Genomic DNA, 18,956 nt, shown 5'->3' with positions numbered 1-18,956 from the left:
CCTATCTGGGACTGACCCGTCAAGCTTGCCCCGGTTTTGCCGTGCGTGCCAGGCAATACACATCGACCTGCCGCGCACCGGCCCCGCGCAGCAGTGCGGCAATGGCCTGTGCGGTGGCCCCGGTGGTCAGTACGTCATCGACCACGGCCACGTGCAGGCCGTCGATAACGCCCTCGTCGACCAAGGCAAATGCCCGCTGCAAGTTACGCCGACGCGCCTTGGCATCCAGGCTTTGCTGCGCCGGTGTCTCGCGGGTGCGCTGCAGCAAACGTTCGTTGAGGGCGATTGCCAGGCGCTTCGACAGCCAGCGCGCCAACAGGCCGGCCTGGTTGAAGCCGCGCTCACGCTGTCGACGCCTGGCCAGGGGTACTGGTAACAGCAGGTCAGGCCTGGCCAGCCCTTCGGCATAGCGATGCTGCAGGCCAGAACTCAACATTTCGGCCATCAAACGGCCCAGCGGCCATTGGCGGTTGTGCTTGAAACGGCTGATCAGCGTATCCACGGGGAAGCCGTAATGCCAAAGCGCGACGACCTGCTCAAAGGCCGGCGCGCGGCGGCTGCACTGGCCGCAGGTGAGCCCGCCCATGGGTAGCGGCAGCGCACAGCGCAGGCAGTATTCACTCAACCACGGCAGCTCCTGCTCGCAGGCTACGCATAAAGGGTAGGGCTGTTCGGCCAGCTCATCAGAACATATCGATGAGCCCCGCCGAGACCGCCTTGACGACCGCCTGCACCTTGTTGGTCGCGCCAAGCTTCACGAGGACGTTGTTGACGTGAAAAGTCACCGTCCGCTCCGCGATGCCGAGGATCTGACCGATCTCGCATGCCGTCTTGCCTTCGGCGGTCCAGCACAGCACTTCGCGTTCCCGCGCCGTCAGCACGACGCTTGCCGCTGGCGCGAGCTTCGGCACCATGAAGCCGCTCATCAGCGAATGTGACAGGTTCGCGAGCCAGTGGGTCTGCAGCGTGAGCATGTCGATTTCGGCAGGCGTGAGGCGATCCGCATGGCGCGCGATGCTCAGCAGGCCGAACGCGCCGCGCGCGGCCCAGCTCGACTGCGCGATGCCGACCGACAACCCGGCCTCGCGCGCATCTTCCCACAACGGGCATGGCGCGACCTCGTCGACGTCCGGCCAGACGATCATGTTGGTGGTGAGCGCACCGTCGCGGACCGTCGAATCGATCTTGATGTAGTCCTGCGCCTGATAGTGCGCCATCCAGCCGTCCGGATAGGTGTCGAAGATCGCGACGGCCGATTTCGACACGGGCAGCGGCACCCGGATTCCGTAACAGCAGTATTCGAAGCCCAGGCGCTTCGAATACGCGGCGATCCGCTGGAAGAGCTGCTGCTCGTTCTCCGCGGCGCTGAATTGATGGTAGGCGTCCTGCCAGCGCAGCTCCATCGCACAGCAAGCACGATTGGTTAATATTTATGCACTTGTAAACCAGTGCTTTTAACCAAGGTTGACAGTTCATAGGCCTTCCATGACTATGCGAGCTATCCGTGATGCGCTGGTGGGCATTCCTGTCCCGGCGCCAGCTACAGCCTAAACAAGGAAACGCCGATGAGCGCCAGCACAACTGCAACAACACGTCACGACTGGACACTGGCCGAGGTCAAGGCACTGTTCCAGCAACCGTTCAATGACTTGCTGTTCCAGGCGCAGACCGTGCATCGCGCGCATTTCGACCCCAACCGCGTGCAGGTTTCGACATTGCTGTCGATCAAGACCGGCGCCTGCCCGGAAGATTGCAAATATTGTCCGCAGTCTGGCCACTACAACACCGGGCTGGAAAAACAGAAGCTGATGGAAGTGCAGAAGGTGCTGGAGGAGGCCGCAAGGGCCAAGGCCATCGGTTCGACCCGCTTCTGCATGGGCGCGGCCTGGAAGCACCCATCGGCAAAAGACATGCCTTACGTGCTGGAGATGGTCAAAGGGGTCAAGGCCATGGGCCTGGAAACCTGCATGACCCTCGGCAAGCTCGATCAGGATCAGACCCAGGCCCTGGCCCAGGCTGGCCTCGACTACTACAACCACAACCTCGACACCTCGCCGGAGTTCTACGGCAGCATCATCACCACCCGCACCTACAGTGAGCGCCTGCAGACCCTGGCCTATGTGCGTGATGCCGGCATGAAGATCTGCTCTGGGGGCATCCTCGGCATGGGCGAGTCGCTGGACGACCGCGCGGGCCTCTTGATCCAGCTGGCCAACCTGCCCGAGCACCCGGAATCGGTGCCGATCAACATGCTGGTGAAGGTGGCCGGTACGCCGCTGGCTGATGAAGAAGACGTCGACCCGTTCGACTTCATCCGCATGCTGGCGGTCGCGCGGTTGCTGATGCCCAAGTCGCACGTGCGTCTGTCCGCTGGCCGCGAGCAGATGAACGAGCAGATGCAGGCCCTGGCCTTCATGGCCGGCGCCAACTCGATTTTCTACGGCGAAAAACTGCTGACCACCGCCAACCCGCAGGCCGACAAGGATATGCAGCTGTTCGCTCGCCTGGGCATCAAGCCCGAAGCGCGCGAAGAGCATGCTGACGAAGTGCACCAGGCCGCCATCGAGCAGGCGCTGGTCGAGCAACGCAGCAGCGAGCTGTTCTATAACGCCGCGTCTGCCTGACATGGCCTTTGATCTGGCGGCGCGCCTGGCCGAACGGCGCGCCGCAGACCTCTACCGGCAGCGGCCACTGCTGCAGAGCCCGCAAGGGCCGCACGTGGTGGTCGATGGCCAGCCATTGCTGGCCTTCTGCAGCAATGACTACCTGGGCCTGGCCAACCACCCCGAGGTGATCGCCGCCTGGCAGGCGGGTGCCGAGCGCTGGGGGGTAGGCGGCGGCGCTTCGCATCTGGTCATCGGCCACAGCACCCCTCACCACCAGGTGGAAGAAGCGCTCGCCGAGTTGACCGGTCGCCCCCGGGCGCTGCTGTTTTCCACCGGCTATATGGCCAACCTTGGCGCTATTACCGCGCTGGTGGGGCAGGGCGACACGGTGCTGCAGGACCGCCTGAATCACGCCTCGCTGCTGGACGGCGGTTTGCTCAGTGGTGCCCGCTTCAATCGTTACCTGCACAACGATGCGGCCAGCCTGGCCAAGCGCCTGGACAAAGCCACCGGCAATACCTTGGTGGTCACGGACGGCGTGTTCAGCATGGACGGCGACCTTGCCGACTTGCCCGCACTGGCCGAGGTCGCGCGGGCTCGCGGTGCCTGGTTGATGGTCGACGATGCACACGGCCTGGGCACCTTGGGAGCACAGGGCGGGGGTATCGTCGAGCACTTCGGCCTGGGCATCGAAGACGTGCCTGTGCTGATCGGCACGCTGGGCAAGGCCTGCGGTACGGCGGGTGCTTTTGTCGCCGGCAGCGAGGAGCTGATCGAAGCGCTGGTGCAGTTTGCCCGGCCCTACATCTACACCACCAGTCAGCCACCGGCTCTGGCTTGCGCGACACTCAAGAGCCTGCAACTGCTGCGCAGCGAAACCTGGCGCCGTGAGCACCTGGGCGCGTTGATCCGCCAGTTCCGCCTGGGTGCCGAAGCGATCGGCCTGACGCTGGTGGACAGCCCGACGCCGATCCAGCCGATCCTGATTGGCGACAGCGCACAGGCGCTGCGGCTGTCACAGATGTTGCGCGAACGTGGCCTGCTGGTTACCGCCATTCGCCCGCCCACCGTGCCTGCCGGCAGCGCACGCTTGCGGGTTACCTTGAGCGCCGCGCACAGCGAGGCGCAGGTGCAGCTATTGTTGAATGCATTGGCCGAGTGTTATCCACAGCTGGAGGCCGCCGATGCGTAACCGACTGATCCTTTTACCGGGCTGGGGGCTGGGTACTGCGGCCCTGGAGCCGCTGGCGGCCAGCCTGCGCGCCCAGGACGCCCGCCTGCAGGTCGAGCTGATGCCCCTGCCGGAGCTGGCCGAAGCCGATGTTCAGGCTTGGGTCGACCACCTTGACCGCACGTTGCCCAGCGATACCTGGCTGGGCGGCTGGTCGCTGGGCGGCATGCTCGCCAGCGAACTTGCGCGCAAGCGCGGCGACCATTGTTGCGGGCTGTTGACCTTGGCCAGCAACCCAAGCTTCGTGGCCCGTGCCGATTGGCCATACGGCATGGCCAATGACACCTTCGGGACCTTCCTGGATGGGTGCCGCAGCCATACCTCCGTGACCCTCAAGCGCTTTCGCAGCTTGTGCAGCGACGGCGCCCAGCAACCGCGCACCCTGCTGCGCCAACTGGGCGTTGGTGTGCCGGAGACAGACCCGCTTTACCTTGCCAACGGGCTGGAAGTATTGGCCCAGCTGGATACCCGCGAGGCACTGCAGGCCTATGGGGGGCCGCAACTGCACTTGTTCGCTGGCAGCGATGCCTTGGTCCCGGCCGAGGCGGCGAAAGCCCTGAGCGAGTTGCTACCCGACGTGGAGGTCGGGCTGGTTGAAGACAGTTCCCACGCCTTCCTGCTGGAATACCCACAGGAACTGGCGGCGGGCATCAAGATTTTCCTGCATGAGAGTGGCGATGACTGACCTTTCCCGTCCAACCCTGCCCGGCGCACTGCCGGACAAGCGCCAGGTAGCGGCTTCGTTTTCCCGCGCAGCGGCCAGCTACGACAGCGTGGCAGCCCTGCAGCGTGCGGTGGGTGTGAGCCTGTTGCAGCAGCTGCCGGACGAACTGGCGCCATCGCGCTGGCTCGACCTGGGCAGTGGCACCGGCTATTTCAGCCGCGTGCTGGCTCAGCGCTTCGCACCCGCCAGTGGTTTGGCTGTGGACATTGCCGAAGGCATGTTACGCCATGCCCGTGACGAGCAGGGCGGGGCGCAGTATCACGTAGCGGGCGATGCCGAGCGCCTGCCGCTGGCCGATGATAGCGTCGACCTGGTGTTCTCCAGCCTGGCGGTGCAGTGGTGCGGGCAGTTCGCCAGCGTGCTGGAAGAAGCCCGGCGGGTATTGCGCCCAGGTGGCGTGCTGGCCTTCAGCAGCCTGTGTGTCGGCACCCTCGATGAGCTGCGTGCCAGTTGGCAGGCCGTGGATGGCATGGTGCACGTCAATCGCTTCCGCCGCTTCGAGGACTATCAGCGCCTGTGCGCGGCAAGTGGCCTGGAACAACTCGGCCTGCAGCAGCAGGCACATGTGCTGCACTACCCGCATGTCCGTGGCCTGACCCATGAACTCAAGGCCCTTGGTGCGCACAATCTCAACCCCGGGCGGCCATCAGGCCTGACTGGCCGCGCCCGTATGCAGGGGCTGTTGCAGGCTTACGAAGCATTCCGTCAACCGCAAGGGCTGCCAGCCACCTATCAGGTGGTCTATGGTGTGTTGCGCAAGCCACAGGCGTAAGAGGAGCGACATGAGCCAGGCCTATTTCATCGCGGGGACCGATACCGATGTCGGCAAGACCACCATTGCCGCCGGGCTGTTGCATGCAGCGCGGCTGCAAGGCCTGAGTACGCTGGGCGCGAAGCCGGTGGCGTCCGGCTGTAGCGCAACTGCCAAAGGGCTGCGCAACGCAGATGCCCTGGCGCTGATCGACGAAAGCTCGGTCAAGCTGGCCTATGAAGCGGTCAACCCCTTCGCCTTCGAACCTGCCATCGCGCCGCATGTGGCCGCGCGCGAGGCGGGTGTTGCACTGGAAGTGCCGGCCTTGCTGAAGGCCATGCGCCATGTGCTGGACCAGGATGCGGATTTCACCTTGGTCGAAGGTGCAGGTGGCTGGCGCGTACCGCTTTCCGATCACGCCAACCTGTCCGACCTGGCGATTGCCCTGAAACTGCCGGTGATCCTGGTGGTGGGCGTGCGCCTTGGTTGCATCAACCACGCCTTGCTCAGCGCGGAAGCGATCGCCCGTGATGGCCTGCAGCTCGCGGGGTGGGTGGCCAATATCATCGAGCCGCGTACTGCGCGCCTGGAGGAGAACCTGGCCAGCCTGGCCGAGCGGCTGCCCGCGCCGTGCCTGGGGCGGGTGCCCAAGCTCAAGGTGGCGACGGCCGATGCGGTGGCCGAACACCTGCAACTGGACTTGCTGGACTGAGGCAGCATGCCTCATGTCTATTGGCTGGCACTGAGCTATTAGGGATTTAAACGGGCCTTTTGTGCCCTGGCCTGCTTTAATTGCCACTGATCACATCCAGCGTCATTGGAGTCCTGACATGGAAATCACCGGTAGCTCCGCGTACTACGCGGGCCTCAGCGCCATCCAGAGCGGGCACAACCGCATCGACCAGGCGGCCAGCCAGATCGCCAACAACAGTGTCGAGCGCGCCGCCACCAGCCAGTCGAGCGACTATCAGGCCGAGCGCCTGCGCGCGGTCGATCGCAGCCAGCAGATGGACCTCGCCACCAGCACTGTGCAACTGTCGCTGGGCAAAACCGAAGTCGAACTGGGTGCGAAGGTCGCCAAGGCTTCCGACGAAATGCTCGGTCGGTTCATCGACACCTACGCCTGATATCGACTTATCACGCTGCAACCTCTGTGGGAGCGGGCTTGCCCCGCGAATGTGTCAGAACAGGCAATCTGTTCCGGGCTGACGCATTCGCGGGGCGAGGCCGCTCCCACAGTCGTAAATGGCCTCGAAAAAGGCCGATGGCGTAAATGCCATCTTTCGCGGCATAAATGGCACCATAGTCCCTCCTTGACATCCGTCAGTGCTAAACGTAAGTTTCAAACAACTGTTTGACCGAAAGCCGGCAAGAGCTGGTCGGTATCAGCGGTCTCCCCACCGGACTCATCACAGAGGTTCATCGCAATGCCTGATTACAAAGCCCCCTTGCGTGATATTCGCTTCGTTCGCGACGAGCTGCTCGGCTATGAGGCGCACTATCAGAGCCTGCCGGGTTGCCAGGACGCGACGCCCGACATGGTCGACGCGATCCTCGAAGAAGGCGCGAAATTCTGTGAGCAGGTGCTGGCCCCGCTGAACCGTGTCGGTGACCTGGAAGGCTGTACCTGGAGCGAGTCCGGCGTTAAGACCCCGACCGGCTTCAAGGAAGCCTACGAGCAGTTCGTCGAAGGCGGCTGGCCGAGCCTGGCGCATGACGTTGCCCATGGCGGCCAAGGCCTGCCCGAGTCGCTGGGCCTGGCCCTGAGCGAGATGGTGGGTGAGGCGAACTGGTCGTGGGGCATGTACCCAGGCCTGTCCCATGGCGCGATGAACACCATTTCGGCGCACGGCACCGAGGAGCAGCAGCACACCTACCTGACCAAGCTGGTCAGCGGCGAGTGGACCGGCACCATGTGCCTGACCGAGCCGCACTGCGGCACCGACCTTGGCATGCTGCGCACCAAGGCCGAGCCGCAGGCCGACGGTTCGTACAAAGTGTCGGGCACCAAGATCTTCATCTCTGCCGGTGAGCACGACATGGCGGGCAACATCGTCCATATCGTTCTGGCCCGCCTGCCCGATGCCCCGGCCGGCACCAAAGGCATTTCGCTGTTCATCGTGCCGAAGTTCCTGCCCAACGCCGAAGGCGGCGTAGGTGAGCGCAACGGTGTGAGCTGCGGCTCGCTGGAACACAAGATGGGCATCCATGGCAACGCGACCTGCGTGATGAACTTCGACAGCGCCACCGGCTACCTGATCGGCCCAGCCAACAAGGGCCTGAATTGCATGTTCACCTTCATGAACACCGCTCGCCTGGGCACGGCGCTGCAAGGCCTGGCGCATGCCGAGGTGGCTTTCCAGGGTGGCCTCAAGTACGCCCGTGATCGCCTGCAGATGCGCTCGCTCACCGGCCCTAAAGCGCCCGACAAGGCTGCCGACCCGATCATCGTGCACCCGGACGTGCGCCGCATGCTGCTGACCATGAAGGCCTTCGCCGAAGGCAACCGCGCCATGGTCTACTTCACTGCCAAGCAGGTGGACATCGTCAAGTACAGCCAGGACGAGGAAGAGCGCAAGAAGGCCGACGCCCTCTTGGCCTTCCTCACCCCGATCGCCAAGGCCTTCATGACCGAAGTCGGCTTCGAGTCGGCCAACCATGGTGTGCAGATCTACGGTGGCCACGGCTTCATCGCCGAGTGGGGCATGGAGCAGAACGTGCGCGACAGCCGTATCTCCATGCTGTACGAAGGCACCACCGGCATCCAGGCGCTCGACCTGCTCGGCCGTAAAGTGCTGATGACCCAAGGCGAAGCGCTCAAGGGCTTCACCAAGATCGTGCACAAGTTCTGCCAGGCGCAGGAAGGTGTCGAGGCGATCAAGGAGTTCGTCGAGCCGCTGGCTGCGATCAACAAGGAGTGGGGCGAGCTGACCATGAAAGTGGGCATGGCTGCCATGAAGGACCGCGAGGAAGTGGGCGCCGCTTCGGTGGATTACCTGATGTACTCGGGTTATGCGTGCCTGGCTTACTTCTGGGCCGACATCGCCCGCCTGGCCGCGGAGAAGCTGGCTGCCGGTACTTCCGAAGAGGCGTTCTACACCGCCAAACTGCAGACTGCGCGTTTCTACTTCCAGCGTATCCTGCCGCGCACCCGCACTCACGTGGCAACCATGTTGTCCGGTGCCGGCAACCTGATGGCGATGAAAGAAGAAGACTTCGGTCTGTCGATCTAAGCCTTCAGCCCGTCGAAAACCCGTCTGCCTTGTGGGCAGGCGGGTTTTCGCGTTTTTGGGGGCCGCTTCGCGCTCCATCGCTGGCAAGCCGGCGCCCACTGGTTTTGCAGCGCCGCGGACATTGTGGGAGCCGGCTTGCCGGCGATGGGGCGCGTAGCGGCCCCAAAAACCGGTTACAAGAAAAGCTCAAGCCCTCCGCCCCCGCTGCCGTTAACACACCGGTGTATTCATCAATTCATGTGCGCTGCCGATGAAGTAAAGGCACAATGCCATTATTGATCTGCCGGGTCGGAGATTACCCTTGTTTCGTTTAAACGCTGTACGCGCGAGCCACTTCCTGCCTTCGCTGATTCTATTGCTGGCAGGGCTTGCGGCGGCTTACGTAAGAGACCTCAGCGTCTTCTTCACGTCACTGTTCAACGTCTTGCCCACCTTGGTCCTGCTGCTGGGCGGCGCCTATTGCGCTGTGTATCGGCGCCAGCGCGAGCTGTTTCTGATGGTCGCGGTGTACATTGCCTACTTTCTGCTCGATACCCAAACTGACTACTACCGCGACAACGGCCGCGTGCGCGAGGACGCCGCGGTAATCTTCCACCTGGTGTGCCTGCTGTTGCCCGCGTTGTACGGGCTGTTCGGCGCCTGGCAAGAGCGTACCCACCTGGCCCAGGACCTGCTCGCCCGCTTTGCCGTGCTGTTCGCCGTCGGTAGCGTGGCCGTGGCCCTTGAGCAGAGTTTTCCCGAAGCGTTGCTGGGGTGGCTGGCGGAAATCCGCTGGCCGTCGCTGCATGGCCAGTGGATGAGCCTGATACAGATGGTCTACCCGTTGTTCATCGGTGTGTTCATCCTGCTGGTGGTGCAGTACCTGCGGGAGCCAAGGCCTTTGCACGCGGCGCAGATCATTGGCTTGATCGGCATCTTCTGGATGCTGCCCAAAACCTTCATCCTGCCTTTCACGCTGAACATCATGTGCAGCCAGGTGATGCTGATGATCGCTGCGGCGGTTTCCCACGAGGCCTACCAGATGGCGTTTCGCGATGAGTTGACTGGCTTGCCCGGGCGTCGCGCGCTGAATGAGCGCATGCAGCGCTTGGGGCGCAACTACGTGATTGCCATGACCGATGTGGACCACTTCAAGAAATTCAACGACACCCATGGCCATGACGTCGGTGACCAGGTGCTGCGCCTGGTGGCCAGCCGGCTGGCCAAGGTGACAGGCGGTGGCCGCGCCTACCGCTATGGCGGCGAAGAATTTGCCTTGGTATTCGCCGGCAAGACGGCCGAAGAATGCGTGCCCCATGTGGAAGCGGTGCGCGAGATGATCGCCAACTACACCATGCACCTGCGTGACCAGAACAATCGCCCGCAGGATGACTCCGCCGGCCGCCAGCGGCGCAGTGGCAGTGCCAGTGGCACCGTGTCGGTGACCATCAGCATCGGCGTCGCCGAACGCCTGGCCGAGCACCGCAACCCCGAAGAGGTGCTCAAGTGCGCCGACCAGGCGCTGTACAGCGCCAAGGGTGCTGGGCGCAACTGTGTCATGGTTCATGGGCAACAATCACGGCGCGGGGCGGTACGTACCGCGTGACCGTAATTGACTATATGGTCGCGTGATGACCCTATGTCTCGCAAAAGTTGTTCGGTTACACTGGATTCAACCCCGTGCCGCGGTCCCTGGAGACCGCCCCGACCCGACTAGCGAGAGGTTGTCATGGCTGACTATAAAGCGCCGCTGCGCGACATGCGCTTCGTTCTGAATGAAGTCTTCAACGTGGCAGAACTGTGGGCGCAACTGCCCGAGCTGGCCGAGGCAGTCGATGCCGAGACGGCCATTGCCGTACTTGAAGAGGCTGGCAAAGTCACCAGCAAGTCCATCGCCCCGCTCAGCCGCGCGGCTGACGAAGAGGGCTGCCACTGGGACAACGGCGCAGTGCGCACGCCAGCGGGCTTTATCGAGGCCTACAACACCTACGCCGAAGGTGGCTGGGTGGGCGTGGGCGGCGACCCGCTGTTCGGCGGCATGGGCATGCCCAAGGCAATCTCGGCTCAGGTCGAAGAAATGGTCAACGCGTCGAGCCTGGCCTTCGGCCTTTACCCGATGCTGACCGCCGGCGCCTGCCTGTCGATCAATGCCCATGCCAGCGAGGCACTGAAGGAAAAGTACCTGCCGAACATGTACGCCGGCGTGTGGGCCGGCTCCATGTGCCTGACCGAGCCGCATGCCGGCACCGACCTGGGGATCATCCGCACCAAGGCCGAGCCCCAGGCCGATGGCAGCTACAAGGTCAGCGGCACGAAGATTTTCATCACCGGTGGCGAGCACGACCTTACCGAGAACATCATCCATTTGGTGCTGGCCAAGCTGCCGGACGCACCGGCCGGGCCCAAGGGTATCTCGCTGTTCCTGGTGCCGAAATTCATGGTCAACGATGATGGCAGCCTCGGTGCGCGCAACCCGGCTACCTGTGGCTCGATCGAGCACAAGATGGGCATTCAGGCCTCGGCGACCTGCGTGATGAACTTCGACGACGCCGTCGGTTACATCGTCGGCGAGCCGAACAAAGGCCTGGCGGCGATGTTCACCATGATGAACTACGAGCGCCTGGGTGTGGGTATTCAGGGCCTGGCCACGGCCGAGCGCTCGTACCAGAACGCCGTCGAGTACGCACGGGACCGCCTGCAAAGCCGCGCCCCCACCGGCCCGCAAGCCAAGGACAAGGCTGCCGACCCAATCATCGTCCACCCCGATGTGCGCCGCATGTTGCTGACCATGAAAGCGTTGATTGAAGGTGGCCGTGCATTCTCCACCTACGTGGCCATGCAACTGGACAGCGCCAAGTACAGCGAGGAGCCCGCCACGCGCAAGCGCAGTGAAGAGCTGGTGGCGCTGCTGACCCCGGTGGCGAAGGCGTTCCTCACCGATCTGGGCCTGGAGTGCGCGGTGCATGGCCAGCAGGTGTTCGGTGGTCATGGGTACATCCGCGAGTGGGGCCAGGAGCAGCTGGTGCGCGACGTGCGCATTACCCAGATCTACGAAGGCACCAACGGTATCCAGGCCCTGGACCTGATGGGGCGCAAGGTGGTGGCCAGCGGTGGCGCTTACTACAAGGTGTTTTCCGACGAGGTTCGCCAGTTCATTGCCACTGCGCATGGAGAACTCGATGAGTTTGCCAAGCCGCTGGGGGCTTACCTCGACCAGCTCGACGGGCTGACCGAGTGGGTGCTGCAACAGGCCAAGGGCAACCCGAACGAGATCGGTGCGGCATCGGTGGAGTACCTGCACGCCTTTGGCTATGTGGCATATGCCTACATGTGGGCGTTGATGGCACGTGCTGCCAAGGCCGGTGAGGGCGATGAAGCGTTCTATTCTGCCAAGCTGGGCACCGCTCGCTTCTACTTTGCGCGCCTGTTGCCACGGGTGGATTCGCTGGTGGCTTCGGTGAAGGCAGGCAGCGAGTCGTTGTACTTGCTGGACGCCGAGCAGTTTTGATATGCCACCATATTGCCTGTAAGCATTTTCCTACGTGACGCGGTGACTTTTCGCCACTGGTATCAGATTGGATCCATAGCTACTATTTCCACATGGACGTTGCGCAGGAAGCGCAAAGGACAGAACAGGGACAACGAAGGATTTCCTGCCAGGATGGCGGGGCGATAGGGATGTCACAGGGAAACAGTCTGGAAAACCCCGCTTAGGCGGGGTTTTCTTTGTGCGCGTCTTTTTCAGCCAAGCACATCCAGTGGCGAGGCGCTCAGTTGCCTGGCGTCAGTCTCCTCCTCGAGCAGCGTGCGCAGCAACTCCACCGATGCCTGTTGACGCTGAGCGTCGCGGAACACCAGGCCCACTTTCAGTGGCACGCGCGGTTCGCTCAATGGCTTCCACAGCAAACCCTGGTCATCTTCGGCGGCATCCTTGGCCCGGCCAGGCAAGATAGTGGCCAGCGCAGTGTGGCCCAGGCTGTCGAGAATGCCGCCCATATTGTTCATTTCCGCTTGAACCTGCGGCCGACGCCCCTGGCTGGCCAACTGTTCCTTCCAGATCTGTCGGATCTGGAATTCCTCGCCGAGCATCAGCATCGGCAACTCTGCAGCCTGCCTGATCGACACCTTCTTGAAATCCTTCAAGGGATGAGTGTCCGGGATGACCAACTGCAGTTCGTCTTCGTACAGCAGCAATCCATGCAGCCCCGGCTGGCGCGGCGGCAGGTAGCTGATACCGATGTCGAGGTTGCCATTGAGCAGGCGCCGCTCGATTTCCAGCCCTGACAACTCATAGATCTGCACCACAAGGTGCGGTTGGGCTTTGCGCACCCGTTCCAGCAACTGCGGCACCAAGCTCGGGCGCACCGTCTGCAGCACGCCGATGGCCAATGTGCGTAGCGACTGGCCCTTGAAGTTGCGCATCGCCTCATGGGCGCGCTGCAAGCCGTCAAGCAGGGGCAGGGCATGGTTGTACAAAGTGTGGGCGGCCAGGGTGGGCAGCAGGCGCTTGTTGCTGCGCTCGAACAGGCTCAGGTCGAGGCTGTGCTCCAGTTGGCGGATCTGTTGCGAGAGCGCTGGCTGGGACAACGACAGGCGCTCGGCCGCCCGGCCGACATGGCCTTCTTCATACACCGCGACGAAATAACGCAGTTGGCGAAAATCCATAAGTAACACTTATCGAAAAAGCTGGAAAAACGGAATGGCCGCATGCGCCGCCGAAGCCTAGTCTATCGCCGTATTCCAACGGGTTACAGCAGTCAATCAGCGCATTGTTACTCCGTTTGAAAAACACTTTTGATAGGCAAGACAAAATATCAAGCGCCGGCGCAAAGACCGGATGCTGGCCCCCCTTACCGTGCCTGGCTGGAGCCCCGATGAACCTGTTCAACCTGCGTCGCTCGGCCCCTGCCGAAGTGGCCGAGCCCAAGCGCGCCCCGGTGCCTGTGGCGGACGCGCCGCTGCTGTCACGCGAGCGCCTGATGCCGAGCACCGAACGTGCCGCCCAAGTGTTCGTGCGTGGTCAAGGTTCCTGGTTGTGGGACGACGAAGGGCACGCCTACCTGGATTTCACCCAGGGTTGTGCGGTCAACAGCCTCGGCCACAGCCCTGGGGTGCTGGTAAAGGCGCTGGGCAACCAGGCCCAGGCGCTGCTCAACCCAGGGGCAGGTTTTCACAGCCGGGGCCTGCTGGCGCTGGTCAACCGGCTGTGCCAGAGCACGGGCAGCGAGCAGGCGTACTTGCTCAACAGTGGTGCGGAGGCCTGCGAAGGCGCGATCAAGCTGGCGCGCAAATGGGGCCAGCTGCACCGCGGCGGCGCCTATCACATCATCACCGCCAGCCAGGGCTGCCATGGCCGCAGCCTGGGCGCCTTGTCGGCATCCGACCCGCTGCCCTGCAACCGCTGCGAGCCGGGGCTACCGGGTTTCAGCAAGGTTCCGTTCAACGACCTGGCGGCGCTGCATGCCGAAGTGGACTCGCGCACCGTGGCGATCATGCTGGAGCCCATTCAAGGTGAAGCCGGGGTCATTCCCGCTACCCGGGACTACCTGCAAGGCGTCGAGAAGCTGTGCCGCGAACTGGGCATCCTCCTGATCCTTGACGAAGTACAGACCGGCATTGGCCGCTGCGGCGCGCTGCTGGCCGAAGAAACCTATGGTGTGCGCGCCGACATCATCACCTTGGGCAAGGGCCTGGGTGGAGGCGTTCCGCTGGCTGCCTTGCTTGCCCGCGGTACTGCCTGCTGCGCCGAGCCGGGCGAACTGGAAGGCAGCCACCATGGCAATGCGCTGATGAGCGCTGCTGGCCTGGCCGTGCTGGATACCGTGCTGGAGCCGGGCTTCTTCGAGCAGGTTCAAGACAGCGGGCGGCACCTGCGCGATGGCTTGAGCCGGCTGGCTGGCCGCTACGGCCAAGGCGAAGTGCGTGGCCAAGGCCTGCTGTGGGCTTTGCAGTTGCAGGAGCACCTGGCCAAGGACCTGGTGCAGGCAGCCTTGCATGAGGGCCTGCTGCTCAATGCGCCGCAGGTGGATGTGGTGCGCTTTTCGCCTGCGCTGACCGTGAGCAAAGGCAACATCGATGAAATGCTGCTGCGCCTGGCCCGGGCCTTTGCCCGCTTGCATGCGCAGCAGCATGCCCGCCGCGAAGTATCGGCGTAACGAATTCTACGAACCGTCTGGCGTTTCTGCGCATCGCCCCTGGCCTGTTTCATTTGGCCCGGGGCGTTTTTTTTGCCTGGCGCTTACCTGTGGAACCTCTGTGATGCCCAGCTAGTCTCTGTTTAGACCCTTTCAGGAGAGACACGCATGGACTTCATTCGCATCATCATCGCCATCCTTCTGCCGCCGCTGGGCGTGTTTCTGCAAGTGGGGTTCGGCGGGGCATTCTGGCTGAATATCCTGCTGACCTTGCTGGGTTACATTCCAGGCATCGTGCATGCGGTGTACATCATCGCCAAGCGGTGAAATGCCGGGGCCGCAACGCGGCCCCGGCCTGTTATTCACCCAGCACCCGGCAATAGAACTTCCATTCTTCTTCCAGTGCATGCGCCAGGTTCTCGGCCTTGCGGAACCCATGCCGCTCCCCGGCATAGAAATGCCCCACGGCTTCAATGCCATTCAACTTCAATGCGTCCAGCATCGACCGAGTCTGTTCCGGCACCACCACCGCATCCAGTTCACCCTGGAAGAAAATCACCGGTACATTGATCTGCGCGGCATGCAACAGCGGCGTGCGTTGGCGGTAGCGCTCGGCATCCTGTTGCGGGTCGCCGATCAGCCAGTCCAGATAGTCGCCTTCGAACTTGTGCGTGGCACGGCCCAATGCAACCGGATCGCTGACCCCGTAAAGGCTGGCACCGGCGCGAAATACATCAGCGAAAGCCAAGGCGCAAAGGGTGGTGTAACCGCCGGCACTGCCACCGCGAATGAAGGCTTTGCCGGCATCGATCAAGCCACGTTCGGCCAGATGCTGGACCGCCGCGCAGGCATCCTGCACGTCGCTTTCGCCCCAGCTCAAATGCAATGCCTGGCGATACTCGCGGCCATAGCCGGTGCTGCCCCGGTAGTTCAGGTCGGCGACGGCGAAGCCGCGTTGGGTCCAGTACTGGATGCGTGGGTCGAGCACCGGATAGCAAGCGGAGGTCGGGCCGCCGTGGATGAACACCACCAACGGCGTGGGGCTTTTGGCACCCACAGCCGGGTAGAGGAACCCGCGGGCAAATGCGCCAGCGCTTTCGTAGAGCATCGACTGCGGCAGGCTTATGCACTCGGCCGGCAGCAGCTCGGCGCCCCCTGCCAGAATGTGCACCTCGTGGTTGGTCCGGTCGATGGCAATGACCGCTGGCGGGCTGATCGGCGAGGCGGCGATGGCATAGATGTACTCGGCATCCATGGCAAGGTTGCGAAAGCGGCTATAGGCGCTGGCGAAACGTTCCACCTGGCCGTCGACATTACGCAGCCCCAGTTGCCCGAAGCCACCTTCGAACCAGCTGGCCAGGTAGCTTTGCGGCCCAAGGGCCAGCCAGGTGCAGGTACCCAGTTGCCAGGGCGCGGCGGCGTGGTCTGCAGGTTTGGCGGGCAAGGGCTGCCAACCGCCATCGAGCTCGCCCCAGGGTTGCCAGAAGCCATTGCGGTCGGACAGGCAGTACAGGCGCCCCTGCGCGTCGAAGCGCGGTTGTTGCAGGGACTCGTCGTGCGCCGCGATGCAGCGTGCCGCGCCCCAGCTACCGTCGCTTTGCCGTGCGCGACACATCAGCCGGGTGACCGTCCAGGGCTGAGCGGGGCGATCCCATTCGACCCAGGCGAGGCGTTGGCCATCGGCACTGATCGTCGGCGATGCATAAAAATCAGCACCCTCAGCGAGTACTTCAGCACTGCCTTCGACCAAGGCCACCAGGCGATGCTCGACACCCTCGCCATGGCGCTCCTCGACCGCCAGTACCTGGCCCTCATGCCATTGCAGGTCGCCGTAGCGGCACTGTTCATTGTGGGTCAAGGGTAATGGTGGTGTTGCGTCCAGCCCTTTGCGGTAGACCTGCTGATCCTTCTCGTTGACGAAGATGATCCCGTCATCACTCAGGCAGAAGCTGCCACCCCCGTATTCGTACACCCGGCTGCGCACGCTGAAGCCATCGGGCGTGAGGCAGCGGGCCTGCTGGTCACGCCAGTGCCAGACCCGACAGGCGCCATCGGCGGGGCGGAATTCGTTCCAGAACAGGCCCATGGTGCCTGCCTTGAGTTCGGCAAAGTCGGTGCCGGCGGCTACCGCCTGGGCGGCAGTGAGTTCAGCCGCGGGCGATGACACGGGAGTTGCGCTCATTACGGAAGGTCATCTCTTCGATGGCGAGGTTTGCAGTCTCTGCCTCCTCGCGGGCCTTGAGGATGATGCCGTGGTCGGCCGACTTGGCGCACACCGGGTCGGCGTTGCTGGCATCGCCGGTGAGCATGAAGGCCTGGCAGCGGCAGCCACCGAAGTCCTTCTCCTTTTCGTCGCACGAGCGGCAGGGCTCGGGCATCCAGTCGTAACCACGGAAACGGTTGAAGCCGAACGAGTCGTACCAGATGTGGTGCAGGTCGTGGTCGCGCACATTGGGGAACTGCACGGGCAACTGGCGCGCGCTATGGCAGGGCAGGGCGGTGCCGTCCGGGGTGATGGTCAGGAACAGGCTGCCCCAGCCGTTCATGCAGGCCTTGGGGCGCTCTTCATAGTAATCGGGTGTAACGAAGATCAGCTTGCACGGGTTGCCAGCGGCCTTGAGTTTGGCGCGGTACTCGTTGGTGATGCGCTCGGCACGTTCGAGTTGCTCGCGGGTTGGCAGCAGGCCAAGGCGGTTGAGGTGCGCCCAGCCGTAGAACTGGCAGGTGGCAAGCTCGACAAAGTCCGCTTCCAGCGCGACGCACAGTTCGATGATACGGTCGATCTTGTCGATGTTGTGCCGGTGGGTGACGAAGTTGAGCACCATCGGGTAACCGTGAGCCTTCACCGCCCGGGCCATTTCCAGCTTCTGTGCAAAGGCCTTCTTCGAGCCGGCCAGCAGGTTGTTGACCTGCTCGTCGCTGGCCTGGAAGCTGATCTGGATATGGTCCAGGCCGGCCTTTTTGAAGGCGGCAATGCGCGCTTCGGTCAGGCCGATGCCGGAGGTGATCAGGTTGGTGTAGTAACCCAGGCGCCGCGCTTCGCCGATCAGCTCGGCGAGGTCCTGGCGTACCAGCGGCTCACCGCCGGAAAAGCCGATCTGCGCTGCGCCCATCTCCCGGGCTTCGGCCATCACCTTGAACCACTGTTCAGTGCTCAGCTCCTTGCCCTGCTGGGCGAAATCCAGGGGGTTGGAGCAGTACGGGCACTGCAGCGGGCAGCGGTAGGTGAGCTCGGCCAGCAGCCACAGCGGCAGGCCGACCGGCACCTCAGGCGAGGGTGATCCAGTGTTCGCCACGGGCCACCTCCATGAATTGCTCGATGTCATCAGCGACTTCGGGCACACCAGGAAATTGCTGTTCGAGCTCGGCGATGATCGCCAACACATCGCGCTTGCCGTCGATCAGGCCACCGATCAGCGCAGCGCTGTCGTTGAGCTTGATCATGCCTTCGGGGTACAGCAGCACGTGGCCTTTCTGCGCCGGTTCGTACTGGAAACGGTAGCCAGGGCGCCAGTTCGGTACTAGCTTGCGATCAAAACTCATAGGGCGATCCCCTTGTGCCATACCCGTTGCTGGGTGACGGTGTGATACGGCGGGCGGTTCAGCTCGTAGGCCATGCTCATGGCATCGAGCATGCTCCAAAGGATATCCAGCTTGAACTGCAGGATTTCCAGCATACGCTCCTGGCCGTCGCGGGTGGTGTAGTGCTGCAGGGTAATGGCCAGGCCGTGTTCCACATCACGCCGGGCCTGGCCCAGGCGGGTACGGAAGTATTCGTAGCCGGCCGGGTCGATCCACGGGTAGTGCTGCGGCCAGCTGTCCAGCCGCGACTGGTGAATTTGCGGGGCGAACAGCTCGGTCAACGAGCTGCTGGCGGCCTCTTGCCAGCTGGCTCGGCGGGCGAAGTTGACGTAGGCGTCGACGGCAAAGCGCACACCGGGCAGCACCAGCTCCTGGGAGCGCAGCTGGTCGGGATCAAGCCCGACTGCCTGGCCCAGGCGCAGCCAGGCTTCGATGCCGCCATCCTCGCCGGGAGCGCCATCGTGGTCGAGCAGGCGCTGGATCCACTCGCGGCGCACTTCACGGTCCGGGCAGTTGGCCAGGATCGCGGCATCCTTCATGGGGATGTTCACCTGGTAGTAGAAGCGGTTGGCCACCCAGCCCTGAATCTGCTCGCGGGTAGCGCGCCCTTCGTACATCGCCACGTGGTACGGGTGATGAATGTGATAGTAGGCGCCCTTGGCGCGCAGGGCCTGCTCGAACTCGGCAGGCGACAGTGGCAGTGCGTCGCTCATCGA

At 63.3% G+C, this 18,956-nt stretch carries 18 protein-coding genes; 11 read left to right on the top strand and 7 right to left on the bottom strand.

From position 1 onward, the window contains the following. Positions 1 to 19 precede the first annotated feature (19 nt). The gene (locus tag ACNQPL_RS15400) at positions 20 to 694 is read right to left on the bottom strand and encodes a ComF family protein (protein ID WP_416467198.1); all 675 of its coding nucleotides are present in this window, start codon (positions 692 to 694) and stop codon (positions 20 to 22) included. Next, the gene (locus tag ACNQPL_RS15395) at positions 684 to 1,403 is read right to left on the bottom strand and encodes an autoinducer binding domain-containing protein (protein WP_243567400.1); all 720 of its coding nucleotides are present in this window, start codon (positions 1,401 to 1,403) and stop codon (positions 684 to 686) included. Before ACNQPL_RS15395 ends, ACNQPL_RS15400 begins: the two co-directional genes overlap by 11 nt. A 162-nt stretch (positions 1,404 to 1,565) precedes the next feature. Between ACNQPL_RS15395 and bioB the strand changes: the two genes are divergently transcribed. The 9 genes from bioB to ACNQPL_RS15350 all read left to right on the top strand — a co-directional run bounded on the left by bioB (position 1,566) and on the right by ACNQPL_RS15350 (position 12,032). After that, positions 1,566 to 2,624, top strand: a complete 1,059-nt coding sequence (gene bioB / locus ACNQPL_RS15390; RefSeq protein WP_346613625.1) for a biotin synthase BioB — start codon at positions 1,566 to 1,568, stop codon at positions 2,622 to 2,624. 1 nt (position 2,625) lies between these two features. Continuing rightward, positions 2,626 to 3,798, top strand: coding sequence for an 8-amino-7-oxononanoate synthase (gene bioF, locus ACNQPL_RS15385; RefSeq protein WP_346613626.1), 1,173 nt, complete (start codon positions 2,626 to 2,628; stop codon positions 3,796 to 3,798). Next, the gene (locus tag ACNQPL_RS15380) at positions 3,791 to 4,522 is read left to right on the top strand and encodes an alpha/beta fold hydrolase (protein WP_346613627.1); all 732 of its coding nucleotides are present in this window, start codon (positions 3,791 to 3,793) and stop codon (positions 4,520 to 4,522) included. Before bioF ends, ACNQPL_RS15380 begins: the two co-directional genes overlap by 8 nt. After that, positions 4,515 to 5,333, top strand: a complete 819-nt coding sequence (bioC, locus tag ACNQPL_RS15375; protein ID WP_416467174.1) for a malonyl-ACP O-methyltransferase BioC — start codon at positions 4,515 to 4,517, stop codon at positions 5,331 to 5,333. Before ACNQPL_RS15380 ends, bioC begins: the two co-directional genes overlap by 8 nt. 10 nt (positions 5,334 to 5,343) lie before the next feature. Beyond that, positions 5,344 to 6,024 carry a dethiobiotin synthase gene (bioD, locus tag ACNQPL_RS15370; protein ID WP_416467173.1) on the top strand — a complete coding sequence of 227 codons (681 nt, stop codon included), beginning with the start codon at positions 5,344 to 5,346 and terminating at the stop codon, positions 6,022 to 6,024. A gap of 118 nt (positions 6,025 to 6,142) precedes the next feature. Then, positions 6,143 to 6,439 carry a pyrroloquinoline quinone biosynthesis protein PqqE gene (locus ACNQPL_RS15365; RefSeq protein ID WP_346613630.1) on the top strand — a complete coding sequence of 99 codons (297 nt, stop codon included), beginning with the start codon at positions 6,143 to 6,145 and terminating at the stop codon, positions 6,437 to 6,439. Between the two features lie 300 nt (positions 6,440 to 6,739). Continuing rightward, the gene (locus ACNQPL_RS15360) at positions 6,740 to 8,545 is read left to right on the top strand and encodes a phenylacyl-CoA dehydrogenase (protein WP_416467172.1); all 1,806 of its coding nucleotides are present in this window, start codon (positions 6,740 to 6,742) and stop codon (positions 8,543 to 8,545) included. A 301-nt stretch (positions 8,546 to 8,846) separates the two neighbouring features. Continuing rightward, a complete protein-coding gene (locus tag ACNQPL_RS15355) occupies positions 8,847 to 10,130 on the top strand; it encodes a diguanylate cyclase (RefSeq protein ID WP_416467171.1) in 1,284 nt (427 codons plus the stop codon). 123 nt (positions 10,131 to 10,253) lie between these two features. Then, positions 10,254 to 12,032 carry an acyl-CoA dehydrogenase C-terminal domain-containing protein gene (locus ACNQPL_RS15350; RefSeq protein ID WP_416467170.1) on the top strand — a complete coding sequence of 593 codons (1,779 nt, stop codon included), beginning with the start codon at positions 10,254 to 10,256 and terminating at the stop codon, positions 12,030 to 12,032. A gap of 233 nt (positions 12,033 to 12,265) precedes the next feature. Here ACNQPL_RS15350 and ACNQPL_RS15345 read toward each other — a convergent pair whose 3' ends face one another. Then, a complete protein-coding gene (locus tag ACNQPL_RS15345; RefSeq protein ID WP_346613634.1) occupies positions 12,266 to 13,189 on the bottom strand; it encodes a LysR family transcriptional regulator in 924 nt (307 codons plus the stop codon). 209 nt (positions 13,190 to 13,398) lie between these two features. Between ACNQPL_RS15345 and ACNQPL_RS15340 the strand changes: the two genes are divergently transcribed. Both ACNQPL_RS15340 and ACNQPL_RS15335 read left to right on the top strand, forming a co-directional pair. Next, a complete protein-coding gene (locus ACNQPL_RS15340) occupies positions 13,399 to 14,679 on the top strand; it encodes an aspartate aminotransferase family protein (RefSeq protein ID WP_416467169.1) in 1,281 nt (426 codons plus the stop codon). 147 nt (positions 14,680 to 14,826) lie between these two features. After that, entirely contained in the window at positions 14,827 to 14,985 is a 159-nt protein-coding gene (locus tag ACNQPL_RS15335) for a YqaE/Pmp3 family membrane protein (RefSeq protein ID WP_003177654.1), read from the top strand. A 31-nt stretch (positions 14,986 to 15,016) separates the two neighbouring features. Here the strand turns inward: ACNQPL_RS15335 and ACNQPL_RS15330 are convergent, their stop codons facing one another. Genes ACNQPL_RS15330 through pqqC form a run of 4 tightly spaced genes read right to left on the bottom strand, consistent with a single transcriptional unit; the run spans position 15,017 to position 18,953 of the window. Continuing rightward, positions 15,017 to 16,840: a prolyl oligopeptidase family serine peptidase gene (locus ACNQPL_RS15330; RefSeq protein WP_416467168.1), complete on the bottom strand. Its 1,824-nt coding sequence runs from the start codon at positions 16,838 to 16,840 to the stop codon at positions 15,017 to 15,019. Beyond that, a complete protein-coding gene (gene pqqE, locus ACNQPL_RS15325) occupies positions 16,806 to 17,954 on the bottom strand; it encodes a pyrroloquinoline quinone biosynthesis protein PqqE (protein WP_416467167.1) in 1,149 nt (382 codons plus the stop codon). Before pqqE ends, ACNQPL_RS15330 begins: the two co-directional genes overlap by 35 nt. After that, entirely contained in the window at positions 17,926 to 18,201 is a 276-nt protein-coding gene (gene pqqD / locus ACNQPL_RS15320; RefSeq protein WP_387530408.1) for a pyrroloquinoline quinone biosynthesis peptide chaperone PqqD, read from the bottom strand. The genes pqqE and pqqD overlap by 29 nt, the downstream gene beginning before the upstream one ends. Next, positions 18,198 to 18,953, bottom strand: a complete 756-nt coding sequence (gene pqqC / locus ACNQPL_RS15315; RefSeq protein ID WP_387530411.1) for a pyrroloquinoline-quinone synthase PqqC — start codon at positions 18,951 to 18,953, stop codon at positions 18,198 to 18,200. Before pqqC ends, pqqD begins: the two co-directional genes overlap by 4 nt. Positions 18,954 to 18,956: the final 3 nt, after the last annotated feature.

Source organism: Pseudomonas sp. LFS044, assembly GCF_047978245.1.
Lineage (GTDB): Bacteria > Pseudomonadota > Gammaproteobacteria > Pseudomonadales > Pseudomonadaceae > Aquipseudomonas.
This window is presented reverse-complemented; position numbering and strand designations above follow the sequence as displayed.

What these genes read in the sequence shown, in the direction of transcription:
- ACNQPL_RS15380 (WP_346613627.1), top strand. Translation starts at nt 3,791, where the DNA reads ATGCGTAACCGACTGATCCTTTTACCGGGCTGGGGGCTGGGTACTGCG.
- ACNQPL_RS15360 (WP_416467172.1), top strand. Translation starts at nt 6,740, where the DNA reads ATGCCTGATTACAAAGCCCCCTTGCGTGATATTCGCTTCGTTCGCGAC.
- ACNQPL_RS15365 (WP_346613630.1), top strand. Translation starts at nt 6,143, where the DNA reads ATGGAAATCACCGGTAGCTCCGCGTACTACGCGGGCCTCAGCGCCATC.
- ACNQPL_RS15395 (WP_243567400.1), bottom strand. Translation starts at nt 1,403, where the DNA reads ATGGAGCTGCGCTGGCAGGACGCCTACCATCAATTCAGCGCCGCGGAG.
- ACNQPL_RS15350 (WP_416467170.1), top strand. Translation starts at nt 10,254, where the DNA reads ATGGCTGACTATAAAGCGCCGCTGCGCGACATGCGCTTCGTTCTGAAT.
- ACNQPL_RS15340 (WP_416467169.1), top strand. Translation starts at nt 13,399, where the DNA reads ATGAACCTGTTCAACCTGCGTCGCTCGGCCCCTGCCGAAGTGGCCGAG.
- ACNQPL_RS15345 (WP_346613634.1), bottom strand. Translation starts at nt 13,189, where the DNA reads ATGGATTTTCGCCAACTGCGTTATTTCGTCGCGGTGTATGAAGAAGGC.
- bioC (WP_416467174.1), top strand. Translation starts at nt 4,515, where the DNA reads ATGACTGACCTTTCCCGTCCAACCCTGCCCGGCGCACTGCCGGACAAG.
- bioB (WP_346613625.1), top strand. Translation starts at nt 1,566, where the DNA reads ATGAGCGCCAGCACAACTGCAACAACACGTCACGACTGGACACTGGCC.
- pqqC (WP_387530411.1), bottom strand. Translation starts at nt 18,953, where the DNA reads ATGAGCGACGCACTGCCACTGTCGCCTGCCGAGTTCGAGCAGGCCCTG.
- ACNQPL_RS15335 (WP_003177654.1), top strand. Translation starts at nt 14,827, where the DNA reads ATGGACTTCATTCGCATCATCATCGCCATCCTTCTGCCGCCGCTGGGC.
- ACNQPL_RS15330 (WP_416467168.1), bottom strand. Translation starts at nt 16,840, where the DNA reads ATGAGCGCAACTCCCGTGTCATCGCCCGCGGCTGAACTCACTGCCGCC.
- pqqD (WP_387530408.1), bottom strand. Translation starts at nt 18,201, where the DNA reads ATGAGTTTTGATCGCAAGCTAGTACCGAACTGGCGCCCTGGCTACCGT.
- bioF (WP_346613626.1), top strand. Translation starts at nt 2,626, where the DNA reads ATGGCCTTTGATCTGGCGGCGCGCCTGGCCGAACGGCGCGCCGCAGAC.
- bioD (WP_416467173.1), top strand. Translation starts at nt 5,344, where the DNA reads ATGAGCCAGGCCTATTTCATCGCGGGGACCGATACCGATGTCGGCAAG.